The following is a 15,304-nucleotide window of genomic DNA, read 5'->3' on the forward strand; positions in this document are numbered from 1 at the left end:
TTTACCTATCTTAACACTCTCTTAACACCACTTTACATTCGATCCTGTAGATGCGTCGAACGGAGATCGTGTTTCGTAAAGGGCTGTGATGACGGCGACGCATCGCAATATATTTAGTTACAGTACTGTCGTTGCTTGTCTGGTGCTTACGGGGTGCGCCAGTTTTTCCGAGCTTCGAACGGTGGGAGTGCAGGTCGCCAATGTTTGGCACGCGACGCTGCCGCATGACGGGCGGACGTCCGACCTGGTGAACTGGTGGTCGACGTTCAACGACCCGTCGCTCACCTCTCTCATCGGCTACGCGCAACAGGGTAACCCCAGCCTCGCCTCGGCTGCTGCCGACATCGACAAAGCCCGTGCAACACTGGCTTCTGCACGGGCGGGCCTGTTTCCGGGACTGGACGGCTCGGGTTCCGTCACGCGCTCGAAAACAGATGGTGATGTGATCAACCGCGTTGCTGCTTCCACGACCTCCGGCGGCGGTCTCGATGCCTCATGGGAGATCGATCTGTTCGGCAAGGCGCGGCAAAAGAGCGAAGCGGCACGGCTGCGAGTCCATGAGCAGATCGCCAACTGGCATGAAGCGCGTGTCTCTCTCGCAGCGGAGGTGGCTGATTATTACGTGCAGTATCGCGCCTGTCGGCAGATCGAGAATGCCTATAGCGTGGAGCTTGCCTCGCAGCGGCAGACAGTCCGCGCGACTGAAACGGCAGCGGCGTCCGGCCTCACATCGACTGCGGACCTGGCACTCGCGCGTGCAAGCGCGGCGTCTTCCTCGTCAACGCTGACGGCGCAGCGCGCCGAATGCGAGGTCCTGATCAAGTCCCTGGCTCAAGTCACCGGCAGTGACGAGGCGCGGGTCCGCGCCATCCTGACCAAAGGCAAGACTGCCATTCCGACGCCGAAGAACTTCCGGATTGATGCGGTGTCTGCGGAAGCGTTACGGCAGCGCCCGGATATCAGCGCGCTCGAACTGGAGCTTGCCGCATCCATTGCCGACCTCGGCGCGGCGAAGGCCGATCTTTATCCCAGCCTCAGCCTCGGCGGTTCCGTGACGATAAGCAGCTCGACGTTGACGGGCGATTCCCTGCCCTGGTCTTTCGGTCCGGCCCTGTCGGTTCCGTTGTTTGACGGCGGTTCGCGCCGTGCCGCCGTCAAGAGTGCGATCGCCGATTACGACACAGCGGTCGCCAGCTACAAATCCGGTGTTTTGAGTGCGATTGCAGAAGTCGAGACCGCTCTCGTGCGGATAGACAGTACCCGCAGGCAGATCGGCGACGCGAGCAGTGCGGCACGCAACTACAGGACCTACTTCAATTCAGTCGATTCAAACTGGCGAGCGGGCGGCGTCAGCCTCCTCGACCGGGAAGAGGCCCGGCGTTCGGCACAGTCGGCTGAGATCACGCTTATCGAAACCCGACGCGACGCCGTCCGCTATTGGATCGCGCTCTACAAGGCCCTCGGCGGAGGCTGGACTACCGCCAACGCGTTGCCGCCTCAGGGCCAAACAAAGTCACAAGGAAATTCTCTTTGATGCGATCAGCCCATTTTCTTATGGCCCTCCTTACTGGGGCAGCCCTTGCTTTTTCCGGCGGGCCCTCGCGTGCTCAGGAGGAGGCTGCGGCCCTGACCGTCGCCGTCGTGAAGCCGACGGAACGCCAATGGCCCGAGTCCGTGCCCACCAGTGGTTGGCTGCGGCCTTGGCACGAGGCGATCATCGCCTCAGAAACGAGCGGTCTTCGCATAACCGATGTTCTGGTCGATGTCGGGTCCGTCGTGAAAAAAGGACAGACGCTCGTCCAACTCTCGCAAGACAGCGTCCTGGCTGACCTCCGCAAGCAAGAGGCGGCGGTCAAAACCGCCAAGGCGAATCTGGCGAACGCCACGGCGGATGCTGACCGGGCGCGGCAACTACGCCAGTCCGGCGCGCTTTCCGATCAGAGTATCGTCGAACGGCTGACCACCGAGGAGACAGCGAAGGCAACCCTCGAATCGGAAGAAGCCGCGCTCGAAAGCCAGAAGATCAAGGTTGAGCAGACAAAAATCGTTGCGGTCGACGATGGACTGATCACATCCCGCTCGGCCCAGTTAGGCGCCGTGGTCTCCTCCGGCACCGAGCTTTTTCGGCTCGTGCGGCAGCAACGGGTCGAATGGCAGGCAGAAGTATCGGCACGGTATCTTCCCCGTATCAAGGAGGGCCTCCGCGCCTCAATCGTCGGTCCTAGCCCTGGCGACAAGCGCGTTGAGGGAACGGTCAGGCTGGTCGGACCGACGGTGAGCACCGACACGGGGCGGGCGATCGTCTATGTCGCGTTGGCGGCGGAAGATCATCCTCCCGTCGGCATCTATGTGACAGGGCAGATAGATCTTCAAACGACAAATGCGCTGACGGTGCCCGAGACAGCGCTCGTGTTTCGTGACGGCCTCAACTACCTCTTTGCTGTCAACAAGGATCAGCGCGCCACGCGCTTACGCGTCGAGACAGGTCGACGCAACGCCAGCGAGGTCGAAATACTCTCAGGTATAGACCAATCGACAAAAGTCGTGAAATCCGGTGGAGCGTTCCTCTCCGACAACGCGCTTGTGCGCGTCGAGGGAGAAGCGCAATGAACTTCTCCGCCTGGTCAATCCGCAATCCCGTTCCCTCGATTCTGCTTTTTGTCCTGCTGACCGTGGGCGGCTTGCTCGCCTTCGAGCGGCTCGCCGTCCAGAATTTTCCCGACATGGACCTGCCGACGGTGAAAATCACCGCGACGCTGGAGGGTGCTGCCCCGTCGCAACTGGAGACCGAGGTCGCCCGCAAGATCGAGGACAATCTCGCCTCGCTCAGCCTGCTCGATCACATCACCACGACCATCACCGACGGGTCCGTGTCGATCAGCGTGTCCTTCGAACTGGAGAAGGACAGCGAGGCGGCCCTCAACGAGGTCCGCAACGCCGTGGACAGCACGACGGACCTGCCGGCCGACATGGAATCGCCGAGCGTCACCAAGGTCACGGTGCAAAGCTCACCGCTGATCACCTATGCCGTCCGCTCGACCCGGCTCAACGAGACGGAGCTGTCCTGGTTCGTCGACAATGACATGACCAAGGCCCTGCTGTCCGTGTCCGGGGTCGGTGAGGTGAGCCGCATAGGGGGGATCGACCGCGAGGTGCATGTCGACCTCAACCCGCAGATCATGGGATCGCTCGGGATCACGGCCGCCACGGTCTCTTCCCGCCTGAGATCCGTCCAGGCGGACAGTTCGGGCGGCCGTGGCGAGATCGGCGGCAACAGGCAGACGATCCGCACGCTCGGCGCCGTCGCCTCGGTGGAGGAACTCAAGGCGCTCGCGATACCGCTGCCAAACGGCAAGCTGGTGCGCCTCGACGAGATCGGCACGGTGACCGACAGCTTCGCCGACCGCTCTTCGCTTGCCTATCTCGACGGACAACCGGTGATCGGCGTCGAAATCAAGCGTTCCAACGGCTTTTCGGACACCGGCGTCGCAGCCGTCATCCAGGCCGCGATGCAGGACTTTGCGGCCGCCAATCCCGACGTGGAAATTGTCGAGGCCTACAGCACGGTCGGGCCGATCATCGAGAACTATGACGGCTCGATGCACATGCTTTACGAGGGCGCCATCCTCGCCGTCGTCGTGGTCTGGCTGTTCCTGCGCGACTGGCGGGCAACCTTCCTGTCGGCGATAGCACTCCCCCTGTCGGTCATCCCGACCTTCCTGGTGATGTATCTGGCGGAATTCAGCCTGAACACGGTGACGCTGCTCGCGCTCTCCTTGGTTGTCGGCATCCTCGTCGACGACGCCATCGTGGAAGTCGAGAATATCGCCCGTCACCTGAACATGGGAAAATCGCCGATGGATGCGGCGCTGGAGGCTGCAGACGAGATCGGCCTTGCCGTCATCGCCACGACCTTCACGCTGGTCGCCGTGTTCCTGCCGACCGCCTTTATGAGCGGCATTCCAGGCCTCATCTTCCGCCAGTTCGGCGTCACCGCGGCCGTCGCGGTGCTGGCCTCGCTTCTGGTCGCGCGTCTGCTGACGCCGATGATGGCGGCCTACATGATGAAAGCCCATCCGTCTGAAAAGAAGGACGGCCGCATTATGCGCGCCTATGTGGCGATCATGAAAGCCTGCCTCAGCCATCGGAAGCTGACGGTGCTTGGCGTTTGCGTCTTTCTCGGCCTGTCTCTGTCGACAATCCCCCTTCTCAAATCGGGCTTTATGCCGGCCTCCGACGACGCGCAGACGAAAGTCACGCTGACGTTGCAACCCGGCAGCACCATCGATCAGACGGATGCGACGACGCGGCATGCCGTGGACATCATCACGAAGCTTCCGGACGTAACCCGCGTGTTCTCGTCGGTTGGAAGTGCTTCCTCGGGCGGTGGCCTGGATGCCTCGACGACGAGCGACGTCGCCTCGGCAACCCTCGTCGTTAATCTGACGCCGATCGGCGACCGCGACCGGAAACAATCCGAGATCGAGAACGACATCCGGCAGGCGCTTGCCGTGCTGCCGGGCGTGCGGCTCGAAGTCGGGACGGGCGGAAACGGGACGACGCTGGAAATCACGCTCGCCAGCGACGATGCCGACGCCCTCGATCAGGCCGGCAGCGCGCTCGAGGAGCAGTTGCGCACCCTTCAGGGTATCGGCGCCGTCACCTCCAGCGCCTCGCTCCAGGCGCCCGAGGTCCAGATCGTGCCTGATTTCACGCGGGCGGCCGCGCTCGGCGTCACCTCGGAAGCGATCTCCGAAGCGGTCCGCGTAGCGACAAATGGCGACTATTCATCGTCCATGTCGAAGCTTAATCTGCCACAGCGGCAAATCGCCATCCGAGTGCGACTGGACCCCAGGAATAGAGTGACGCTGGACGATATCGCGAACCTTCGCGTGAGCGGTGCGAACGGCAATGTGGACCTCGGCTCCATCGCAGACATCCGCATTGGTGGCAGTCCGTCCGAGATCAACCGCATCGATCGATCACGCAACATCACGCTCTCGGTCGAGCTGAACGGTCGAATCCTCGGCGATGTCAATCGTGAAGCCCAGGCGTTGCCCGCGCTCAAGAACCTGCCGCAAGGTGTCCGGCTCGTTGAGCAAGGCGAGTTGCAGCGCAGTTCCGAACTGTTCGCAAGCTTCGGCATCGCAATGGCGATCGGCGTGTTCTGTATCTATGCCGTGCTGGTCCTGCTCTTCCACGATTTCCTCCAGCCTCTGACGATCCTCATGGCACTGCCACTGTCGCTCGGCGGAGCGCTTCTGCCGCTCATCGTCACCGACACGAGCTTCTCCCTGCCGGCGGTCATCGGACTGCTCATGCTGATGGGCGTGGTGACGAAGAACTCCATCTTGCTGGTCGAATACGCCATCATGGCACGGCGTGGCGGCATGGCACGCTTCGATGCCCTGGTGGATGCCTGCCACAAGCGGGCGCGGCCGATCATCATGACGACCATCGCCATGGGATGCGGCATGCTGCCCGCGGCGCTCAGCCTCAGCGGCGGCGATGGAAGTTTCCGCCAGCCCATGGCGATCGTCGTCATTGGCGGGCTGCTGACCTCGACGTTCCTCAGCCTGCTCGTCATCCCGGTCATATTCACATTCGTCGACGACTTCCTCGAAATCCTCAAGCGGTTGAGGCGTCGATATCAGGATGCAAACGAGATGCCCAGTGAGGTCTACCTGAAAGATGACGGAGATAAAGGCCCACAGGTTGCCCGCTTTTCTCGGAGAAGCTAGCAGAACAGGCTTTGTTCAAAATTCTGCGTTAAGGTTGAATGGATAGTGAACCTTCGTGGCGAACCCGCATAATGGTCTGTCGGCTGGTCGCGAACTTTCGTGCGATAGCCGAAACGCTCATCCCCGTCGCGAGATCGTTACGCACGTCCTGCTTCTGCTTGTCGCTGAGCGTCGAGGGTCGGCCGAGGGCCTTGCCCTCCGATTTCGCCCGCTTGAGACCGGACTGCGTCCGCTCGATCAGCAAATCCCGCTCAAACTGTGCGACAGCATTGAGCACGTTCATGGTCATTGTTCCGGCCGAACTGGTGAGGTCAGCCCCGCCGAGCGCGAGGCAATAGACGCGCACGCCCATTTCGGCCAGTGCCTTCACCGTAGTGCTGACGTCAATCGCGTCACGGCCGAGGCGGTCGAGCTTGGTGACAATCAGCACGTCCCCGGATTCCAGCCTGTCCATGAGACGGGCAAATCCCCGGCGCTTGGCGATGGCGACACTACCGGAAACCGTCTCGGTGACGATCCGGTGCGGCTCGACCTGGAAACCGGCGGATTCGATTTCCTGAATCTGGTTTTCCGTGGTTTGTCCGGTCGTGGAGACGCGGACACAGGCAAAGGTGCGTGACATTACGCTCAATTTCGTCCGAATAGGCTGTCCGAAATGTGGGACATGTCCAAAATGAAGTCAAGATAATTTGTGGACAGGCCGTTTTGCCCCTGTACGAAACCGAGCGGTTTCGTACAGGGGCATGAACCATCGGTGCAGCAGTTCGAAGGTAGGCTGGAGTAGAAAATGGCGCGTCGAAAGCTTCTTAAGATTCAGGATCGGGAGGAGCTTTTCGGGGTGGCTGTCGATGAAGATAGCCTCATCCGGCATTACACGCTCTCGCCGGCGGGCCGACTGGAAATCGAAATACGCCGACGTAAGCACAATCAGCTTGGTTTCGCCATTCAGCTTTGCATGATGCGCCACCTGGGGCGAACGCTGATGCCGGGCGAGACCCCGCCGAGTGCCATGCTCCAGTATGTTGCCGAGCAGCTTGATGCCGATCCGGGCAGTTTCCGTCGCTATGCCCAGCGGGAGGAAACCCGTCGCGAGCACATTGCGCATTTGCTCTCCTATCTGGGAAAGCGATCGGCAACGGCTCAGGACCGGCGCGCCGCCATGCAGTCGGCGATAGAAGCGGCGGCAGAAACTGACAAGGGGCGTCCGATCGCCGAAGCCATTATTGCCACACTACGGGACCGCCATGTGTTGCTGCCGGCTCCGGACACCATAGAGCGTCTTGGCCTTGCAGCACGTGGGATCGCCCGCCGACGCGCGGAAGTGGCATTGATCTCCGATCTTTCTGCCGAAAAGCTGCAACTGCGCGACAGGCTTTTGAAGGTTGATGCCGTGATCGGTCAGACACGATTCCACTGGCTGCGATCAGCGGTGGAAGCGCCGGGGGCGACGAACCTGGTCGGATTGACGGAGAGGATCGCCTTCCTGCGCACGCTCGGCATCGACCCGCGCCTGCAAGCGCACATTCCGGCCGGGCGTTGGGAGCAGATGATCCGGGAAAGCGATGTGACGCCAGCGTGGCTTGCCAGCGACTTCAACGCCAGGCGCCGGCACGCGACAATCGTCGCCCAGATCATCAAGCTTGGCCAGAAGCTCACCGACGATGCCGTGACCATGTTCATTAAGCTGATCGGCAGGCCGTTTTCCCAAGCGAACAACCGAAAAAAGCAACGTCACGTGAACGCTCGAACGGAGACATCCAAGGCATTGCGTCTGTTCCTCGATACAATATCGGCGCTTCAGGCGGCAAACGACCGTGAGGAAAATGCGATCGAAGCGCTCGACCGCGCGGTCGGCTGGCACCGGCTCCTGCGTATGAAGCCCGAGCTCGAAGCCATGGTGGAGGATAACGAGGCCTCGCCGCTGGTGCTGGCTGCCGAACAATATGCCAATGTTCGCAAATATGCCGGAGCCTTCCTGGAGACATTCACCTTCCACTCTACGCGCCGGCACGACCCGTTGCTGGCCGCCATCGACGTCCTGAAACGGCTCTATACGGAAGGGCGACGCGTGCTGCCTGATCGTGTTCCAGTGGCGCATCTCGGCACGACGGAACGCAAATTGATCTTCGGGCAGGCAAAGCCCGATCGCCGTCTCTATGAAATCGCCACGCTCGCGGCCTTGCGTGAACGCCTTCGCTCCGCCGACATCTGGGTCGAGGGAAGCCGCGCCTTTCGTCCGATAAACGAGCACCTCATGCCGCGACCGGCGTTCACCGCCTTGAAGGAAGCCGGCCAACTCGGCCTTGGCGTGCAGGGGGGACGGTGCAACCTGGCTTGCCGAGATGCGCCAGCTCCTCGACTTCAACCTGAAGCGCCTCGCCTATCGCGCCCGCTACGGCAAGCTTGAAGGTGTCCGGCTCGAGGCCGGAACGCTGATCGTGACGCCGCTCGCCAGCGAGGTTCCCGCCGCGGCCGACGATCTGAATGTGGAGCTGAACGACATGTATCCGCTTGTGGAGGTCCCGGATCTTCTCCGCGAGGTTCACCACTGGACCGGTTTTGCCGATCAGTTCACCCATGTCCGCACGGGCGATGCGCCGCAGAATATCTCCGCCATGCTTGCCGGCGTCCTCGCCGACGCTACGAATCTCGGCCCGAAACGCATGGCCGGAGCGTCGAAGGGCATTAGCGCCCATCAGATCGGCTGGATGCGCATGTTCCACGCCCGATCTGACACCTACCGGGCCGCGCAGGCCTGCATCACCGACGCGCATGCGCGCCATCCCCATGCTCAGCTATGGGGAAATGGGACCACGGCATCCTCGGACGGCCAATTTTTCCGAGCCAGCGACCGCGCCGCCAAGCGCGGCGATATCAATCTCCATTACGGCAGCGAGCCAGGCTCGAAATTCTACAGCCACCTTTCCGACCAGTACGGCTATTTCAGCATCCTGCCGATCAGCCCGACCGAGAGCGAGGCGACCTATGTTCTCGACGGCCTGTTCGACCATGACACCATCCTGGAAATTGAGGAACACTTCACCGATACCGGCGGGGCCAGTGACCACGTATTTGCCCTCTTTGCCCTGATCGGCAGGCGCTTCGCGCCACGGCTGCGCAACCTGAAGAACCGCAAATTTCACTCTTTCGAGAGGGCCGATACCTATCCGACCCTTGCCAACCATATCGGTGCGCCGATCAACACGGCTCTCATTCTCGAACACTGGGATGATATCCTACACCTTGCGGCATCGATAACGACTCGCTCCGTTGCCCCATCCATGATCCTCAAGAAGCTCGCGGCATCATCCAAACCGAGCCAGTTGGCCAAGGCGCTACGCGAGCTCGGCCGCATCGAGCGATCTCTGTTCATGATCGAGTGGTATTCGAGCCTGGCGCTTCGCCGTCGCTGTCAGGCCGGGCTCAACAAGGGCGAGGCAGCCCACAAGCTCAAGCGTGCCGTATTTTTCCACGAGCGCGGCGAAATCCGTGATCGATCCTTCGAGAGTCAGGCTTTCCGCGCATCTGGCCTCAACCTGGTCGTCAGCGCCATTGTCCACTGGAACACGGTTTACCTCAGCCGTGCTGTAGCCCATTTTCGGCAGCGCCGCCGAAATATCCCGGACGCCCTCCTCAAGCACGTCTCGCCGCTTAGCTGGGAGCACATCAATCTCACCGGCATCTATTCCTGGGACACCGAGCAGCAAATGCCCCAGGGCTTCAGGCAATTACGTTTATCTGGTGCGGCTCTTCGCGCCGCATGATGTTCCCGCTCTGTTCGTCCTTACCGTACGATTTCGAGCAGCTCTTGTTCCGGCCCCATCGATGAACGCCTCCACGCATCCCTCGTGGCCGTGGCGCAAGAGCTCGGCCACGATTGCTTTCATGTCAATTGGCTGGGCCTGAGCGGCGAGACCGATTGGGACCTGATGCCCCGGATCGTCGACGAGGATCTTACGTTCGTAACCAACAACGCTCGCGACTTTCGGAAACTCTATGCGAGAGAGGAACTGCACGCCGGCCTCATCATCATCATTCCGCAAGTGCTTCATGGACTGCAACGTGAGCTCTTCACTGTTATTCTCGACGAACTTGGTAACGACAGCGAGCTCGTGAACGAGGTGATCGAAGTAACGATCGACGGCGATGCGCGTCAGGCCGACGCGGATCACCGCCTGTCCGGCTACTGCCTCACGACCGCCAGCGCCTCGTCGGCGGTTGAGGCCTTCGGTACCAGGATTAACCGGCCGCCCAATTTCACAGTGACGGCGAAGGGGTCCGTCGAGCCCGCGGTTGCCACGAACTGCGCGACGATCGCGGGCTTGAGAGAAGTATCTGCGCATTCATTTATCAGGGCAGCGTCCAGCATGACGTCTCCTCGGGCTTCAGGTGTTGAAGGAAAGAACAAGCGGTTTTGCGAAGAGCTTTGCCCAGGCGACGGCACTGGCGCGCTGGATCGCGATGATGGATGTCCCCTTGGTCCACCATCCGTTTCCGACTGCAACGATCAAGTCGGGGTCGTGGAGCATCGACTGCAGTACCGGCCAGACGACGAGCTGCTCGTAGCAAATCAGGGGCGCAATCCGACGATCACCTGCAGCCGCAACTGGATTGGCAAAGAAATGCGCCCGGGCGCGGCCACTTGTCCCGAACAATGACCGCCACGGCTGCCACATCGAGCCCGGGACCGGCATTCGCTCGCGATAGAGTATTCTGCCGCCGCCGGCAGAGACAGCGATGAGCACATTGTCATATCCCTCCGCGTCAACCCTGACCGCACCGGCGACCACGGAAATGTCCGTGCGCTGCAGAGCCTTGACCCAGAGCCGTTCGACCGTCGGCGTCCAAATGCCCAGGGCGCTTTCCGGCAGAGCGACAGTTTCGACGCCGCGGGGTGCACGATCCTTCACCGTGGCAATCAGATCACGGTGACGCTGAATACTGGCGTCACGGCCGAGCGATGACCCCATTTGCAGATCGACGCCCTGCCAGCCCTCGGGTAGGTTCGGATCGGTCCAGTCAGCGGCGGACCAGAGCCAAAAGCCTGTAAGGGCGATCGCGACAGCCGGCCACATGCGGGTAACGAGGCCCATGAGGCCGGCCGTCGTCGCAAGCAGTCCCCACCATCCCCATCCGGGAAACAGGACGCCGGCCGTCGTCACAGGATGTGCCCAGCCGGTGATGCCGAAGGGCGGAAGCGCCGTAAGGGCGGCCGCCAGGAGATAGTGAAGCGGGCGAACGCCTAGGCCCTTCGTCCAGAGCACCGCATGCACAGCGACAAAGCTCGCCGAGGCACACAGCCAGAGCAACAAGCCCGGCCAGAGATCGGACGCGTAGAAGGTCGCGACGCCTTGCGGCAAACTACGTGACGCCGCCAGGAAATAGCCGGCTGAAACTAATGCCGCTCCGGATCTCGTTCGCGCCCGTGACCAAAGAACCGGAAACGCCAGCGCGACCGGAAGAAGCAGGACATGACCGCTCCACCCGGTCGTTCCGGCCAAAATGGAAGCGATGAACAGGCGTGACGGACGGAGGTAATCACGGCGCATAGGTCAACACCTCTCGCGCCAGGCCGAGAATTCCCTCAGCGGGGACAGGACCGAAATACCGGGAGTCGTAGGAGCCCGAGAACGGTGAGTGAAGGAAGACATAATCCGCCGGCACGTTCCCGCCTGGGAACGGCGTCATCGGCCGTCCCTGTCCGTCTCGCTGCGCAAGACCGGAGGAGGGAACCGAACGCCCGTCCACGTTGACGCCGGCGCCGACATCGACGCGTTGTCCCGCAACGGCAATGACCGTCTTGATGAGCGGCGCGACGCCGCCCGGGCACAGGCCGGCGCGCAGGTAACCGCGCGTTCGCGCCTCACGCGTGGCCGCGGTTTGAGGCGGGCAAATGAAGACGAGATCGCCGACGGCCGCTGGTCGATCCAGCTTGACGACATGCCAGAGACCGAGAGGTTCGCTCGGCGTGAGATTGATCCGATAGTTACCGAACCAGGCGCCCGAGGTGGTTCCCAGCAACGCCATTGTGATCGTGGCCAAGCCGAGCAGCAGCGGTTTGTTGCGTCGCCTCATCGGCGCCGTTGCAATGAGAGGAATCGTCATTTCAGCGACAGCCCCTGGCTCTTGGTCTGCCGCAGCGTCTCGGCCTGCTTGAGGGCTTCGGTCGTTCGCTGATAGGCACCGAGTTGCTGCACCGTACGCATCGTGTTCCAGGCCGAATGGACCTCTGCCTGTCGACCCGGGTTCATTCCAGCCGTGATCCTCCTGAAGCTCTCCCCGTTCGTGTCCTTGGCCGCCAACGGCAGCAAGGTGCGCTCCCCAAAACGGTCGGTGAGCGTCTTGGCAAATCTTTCCAGCTCGGCCTTCACCATTTTGTTGGCGAGAGCGAATTCCAAAGCTGCGGGCAGGTCATTGCGGTCGATGGCATCACGCACGCGTTCCAGTGTTTGCCTGGCGCTCGGAGACAGCGCCGGGATGGCGATCGCCACCTTGCGGCGGACTGCCAGTTCCTCAGCCTGATAGCGTTGTTCGGCCTGGCTACGCTGGCGCATGTAATCGCTGAAGCTCTGGGCGAGAGCCGGAACGTTGCGTTCCGCCCGCTCGCGGTCCTGCTTGTCGGCGCGGCTTGCGAGCAGACCGGTTTTCCCCTTGAGCGCGCCATAGGCTTCCGGCTGGCTGGTGATCGTCGCGATCGTGGATTTCGCGGCAGTCTCGTCCTTCAGCATCGCGTCGACATTGACGGCCTTGAACGCGGCTTCGGGCTGGGCATAGACGAGATGGAAGCGCGTCGAGACGTCTTCCCATTGCTTCTTCAAACCCGGATCGGCTTCGAGCTTGTCGGCGACTGCCTGCTCGATCGATTTCGGGAACGTGGAAATACCGGCAACCATCGGCCTGGTCTCCTTGATGCTTTGCGTGTTGATTGGTTTGGTGCCTTTGGCGAGGCTGAGCTTCGCGCCGATGGCGACGAGTCTGTAGCTAAGATCGGTCAGTTTCTGTTTCTGCCGGACCGTCCATTCGAGCCGATCGCGGGCAATCGTACGGGCGACGTTGACGAGGTGCAGGCCGCGGGCTTCGGCGAAGCGTAGCGCCTGCCGATAGAAGGTCGCCTTCTCGTAGTCGAGCGTGGTTTCCTTCGAATTCTTCCGCGACAGGGTCTGGATCAGGCCCCCGGCCTTCGCGAAGGATCGGACGCCATAATAGACGCCGAGATCCTCGCGATGGCGGGTCATCGCGACATAAGTCAGATGCCGGTCGAGGGAGAGCGAAGCGAGCACCTTCACCCGGTCAACGGTCGCGCCCTGGCTCTTGTGGATCGTCGTCGCATAGCCGTGGTCGAGATTGTTGTAGAAGCGTTGTTCGACCGTCACTTGCCGGTGGTGCTCGCCTTCGCCGATCTCCGCGACGATGCGGTTCTTGGAAGCGTCGACGACCTTGCCGAGCATGCCGTTCTTGACGCCGAGCGATCCTTCGTTCTTGAGGAAAACGATCTGGTCGCCGGGCGCGAAGCGGCGGTTCCCATCCTCGGTCCGGAACACGAAACCTTCGCCGACGATGCCGCGGTCGACGAGCTTGGCGCGCGCCATCTCGTTGAGGATTCGCACGTCGCGCCGAAGATGGGCGAGGATCAACGTCGTCTTCGTCGGATCATAGTCCCGGTTCCAGTCGGAGATGAGATACTGAACTGCCTCGGCCTTGAGCTCGGAGGCCATCATCCTGCCATTCGCACGATAGGCATCGACCGCCTTGCCGACCTTGCCACGGGCGAGGTCGAGCGAGGCATCGCGCATCCACTGTTCGCGCTGTCGATAGATGGTTTCGAGTTCGGCATAGCCGATGCGATCGGCAATGGCGCCGAAGGCCGCGCCCGCTTCGATCGGCTGAAGCTGTTCCGGATCGCCGATCAGAACAAGCTTGGCGCCAGCCTTGGTCGCCGCTTCGACAAACAACGCCATCTGCCGCGACGACACCATGCCGGCCTCGTCGAGAACGAAGATCGTCTTGTCGTCGAGCTGGTTGCGACCCTCGGTCCAGCGCAGCTCCCAGGAAGAAAGCGTGCGGGAGACAATCCCCGCTTCCTTCTGCAAGCCTTCGGCGGCCTTGCCCGCAAGCGCGCCACCGACGACACGATAGCCGGCTGCCTCCCACGCCTCGCGTGCAGTCTTCATCATCGTTGTCTTGCCGGCGCCGGCACGACCGATGACGGCGGCGATCCGCTCGGCTCCCGCGATGTGCTCGATCGCCGTCTTCTGCTCCTCCGACAGGCGCGAATGGCGCGTGAACGTCGTCTCCAGCACTTCCTTCCGAACGCCATGTGAGGATCGCGTCGAGAGCCAGATCGCGCGGTTGGCCATCTCCGCTTCCAGCCGGATCAGCCCGCGCGTCGTGTATTTTGCCGGCACCCGGATGCCAGTCGCAAACGCGACCTGCTCGCGTTCAAGACGGAGTGTTTCCGGGCTCTGAAGGATGCGCGCCATCAGGCTTTGGAAGATCCCGGGATCATCGATGTAGCGGTGCAGGACCTTCGCCACGTCGCGCTCGTCGAAGACGCTCTTTTCGCGCGTGATCAGGTCGAGCACGATCTCCGGCCGGCGCTGAATGCGCAGGGCATTTTCGCTTCGCCGTTCCTCCTGCAGTTCCAGCCGCTCGAGCGGAGCCGCCTGTTCGTTCCTCGCCGATTTCCGCTCAATTGCCTTGGTGCCAACCCCGAGATGAATGGTCGGCGTAAGCTCGATACCCTGCTTTTCGAAGGAACGACCATCGATGCGGATGTCGAGACCGGCAAGCGCCAGATGCCGGTTCTGGCAGGCAAACCAACCATCGCGAAACGCATTGAAGTCGTCGAGGCCTCCCGCCCAGAGTTCATAGACGATCTTGCCGGCATCGTTGCGGATCGGATTGCCGTCCGGTCCACGGACAGCGATCTTCTTGGCGCCGAAGCCGCCTTCAGTCAGTGGTCTGAGCGTCGTCATCAGATGCACATGCGGATTGCCCGGTGCATCGTGATAGACCCAATCCGCCACCATTCCCTTGGCGGTGACGTGCTGCTCGACGAAGTCTCGGATAAGCGCGATGCTCTGCTCGGCCGTCAGCTCGATCGGCAGCGCGATGGTGACGTCCTTGGCGAGCTGAGCATCGACGCGCTTTTCGAAATCCTCGACCTTGTTCCAGAAAGCTTCCGACGCGCTCGCGACCGAGCGATCGGCAATCATCGACCACAACCAATCTGGTGCGTCTGCCGGGATCACGAACTCCTCGTGCCGCAAACCCTGCTTGCGAGTGTAGTCGATCGTTCGGGCTTCCCGCTCGTACTCCATCTTGGCGCAGTGGCGATAGGCCGCCGACAGCACGGCGCTGCGGCCGGAGCCGCGGGCGACGACGCTAACGGAAAAATGAGGAACGGCCACGGCGGTCTGAGCTCCCGATTGCGAAACGAATTCAATGGTTTCGTCAGGAGCAGCGGCCCCGCCAGGGGTATCAAAGCAAGACGTCGCGACCGCGACGTATAATTGCGCCCTTGGAAGCCGCTCCTTCGGAACGGCCGGGATCATTCACCAAAG

7 protein-coding genes and 3 pseudogenes are annotated in these 15,304 nt (G+C 61.8%); 5 read left to right on the forward strand and 5 right to left on the reverse strand.

What is annotated here, in order from left to right:
- Positions 1-88: 88 nt before the first annotated feature.
- Genes PZN02_RS30995 through PZN02_RS31005 form a run of 3 tightly spaced genes read left to right on the forward strand, consistent with a single transcriptional unit; the run spans position 89 to position 5,741 of the window.
- Positions 89-1,534 (forward strand): efflux transporter outer membrane subunit, encoded by a 1,446-nt coding sequence (locus PZN02_RS30995; protein ID WP_280663388.1) that lies wholly within the window; start codon positions 89-91, stop codon positions 1,532-1,534.
- The gene (locus tag PZN02_RS31000; protein WP_425336374.1) at positions 1,534-2,610 is read left to right on the forward strand and encodes an efflux RND transporter periplasmic adaptor subunit; all 1,077 of its coding nucleotides are present in this window, start codon (positions 1,534-1,536) and stop codon (positions 2,608-2,610) included. The genes PZN02_RS30995 and PZN02_RS31000 overlap by 1 nt, the downstream gene beginning before the upstream one ends.
- Complete coding sequence (locus tag PZN02_RS31005) at positions 2,607-5,741, forward strand: efflux RND transporter permease subunit (protein WP_280663389.1); 3,135 nt, start codon at positions 2,607-2,609, stop codon at positions 5,739-5,741. Before PZN02_RS31000 ends, PZN02_RS31005 begins: the two co-directional genes overlap by 4 nt.
- Before the next feature lie 28 nt (positions 5,742-5,769).
- On the opposite strand, the gene PZN02_RS31010 is transcribed toward PZN02_RS31005, so the two are convergent.
- On the reverse strand, positions 5,770-6,363 hold the full coding sequence (locus PZN02_RS31010; protein ID WP_280663390.1) for a recombinase family protein: 594 nt from the start codon (positions 6,361-6,363) through the stop codon (positions 5,770-5,772).
- Between the two features lie 165 nt (positions 6,364-6,528).
- On the opposite strand from PZN02_RS31010, the pseudogene PZN02_RS31015 reads away from it, so the two are divergent.
- Together PZN02_RS31015 and PZN02_RS31020 are read left to right on the forward strand one after the other, a co-directional pair.
- Positions 6,529-9,505: pseudogene (locus PZN02_RS31015) on the forward strand (Tn3 family transposase).
- Positions 9,506-9,562: 57 nt separating this feature from the next.
- A pseudogene (locus PZN02_RS31020) lies at positions 9,563-9,883 on the forward strand (DUF5615 family PIN-like protein); the annotation flags it as partial.
- A 6-nt stretch (positions 9,884-9,889) separates the two neighbouring features.
- On the opposite strand, the pseudogene PZN02_RS31025 reads toward PZN02_RS31020, so the two are convergent.
- From PZN02_RS31025 to traA, 4 genes and pseudogenes are all read right to left on the reverse strand, one after another.
- Positions 9,890-10,110, reverse strand: a pseudogene (locus PZN02_RS31025) (lysozyme family protein); the annotation flags it as partial.
- Positions 10,111-10,126: 16 nt separating this feature from the next.
- Positions 10,127-11,290: a conjugal transfer protein TraB gene (locus PZN02_RS31030; RefSeq protein ID WP_280663391.1), complete on the reverse strand. Its 1,164-nt coding sequence runs from the start codon at positions 11,288-11,290 to the stop codon at positions 10,127-10,129.
- Complete coding sequence (gene traF / locus PZN02_RS31035; RefSeq protein WP_280663392.1) at positions 11,280-11,846, reverse strand: conjugative transfer signal peptidase TraF; 567 nt, start codon at positions 11,844-11,846, stop codon at positions 11,280-11,282. The genes PZN02_RS31030 and traF overlap by 11 nt, the downstream gene beginning before the upstream one ends.
- The gene (traA, locus tag PZN02_RS31040) at positions 11,843-15,151 is read right to left on the reverse strand and encodes a Ti-type conjugative transfer relaxase TraA (RefSeq protein ID WP_280663393.1); all 3,309 of its coding nucleotides are present in this window, start codon (positions 15,149-15,151) and stop codon (positions 11,843-11,845) included. The genes traF and traA overlap by 4 nt, the downstream gene beginning before the upstream one ends.
- Positions 15,152-15,304: the final 153 nt, after the last annotated feature.

Origin of the sequence: Sinorhizobium garamanticum, assembly GCF_029892065.1 — a bacterium.
Classification (GTDB): Bacteria; Pseudomonadota; Alphaproteobacteria; order Rhizobiales; family Rhizobiaceae; genus Sinorhizobium; species Sinorhizobium garamanticum.

What these genes read in the sequence shown, in the direction of transcription:
- PZN02_RS30995 (WP_280663388.1), top strand. Translation starts at nt 89, where the DNA reads ATGACGGCGACGCATCGCAATATATTTAGTTACAGTACTGTCGTTGCT.
- PZN02_RS31000 (WP_425336374.1), top strand. Translation starts at nt 1,534, where the DNA reads ATGCGATCAGCCCATTTTCTTATGGCCCTCCTTACTGGGGCAGCCCTT.
- PZN02_RS31005 (WP_280663389.1), top strand. Translation starts at nt 2,607, where the DNA reads ATGAACTTCTCCGCCTGGTCAATCCGCAATCCCGTTCCCTCGATTCTG.
- PZN02_RS31010 (WP_280663390.1), bottom strand. Translation starts at nt 6,363, where the DNA reads ATGTCACGCACCTTTGCCTGTGTCCGCGTCTCCACGACCGGACAAACC.
- PZN02_RS31030 (WP_280663391.1), bottom strand. Translation starts at nt 11,290, where the DNA reads ATGCGCCGTGATTACCTCCGTCCGTCACGCCTGTTCATCGCTTCCATT.
- traF (WP_280663392.1), bottom strand. Translation starts at nt 11,846, where the DNA reads ATGACGATTCCTCTCATTGCAACGGCGCCGATGAGGCGACGCAACAAA.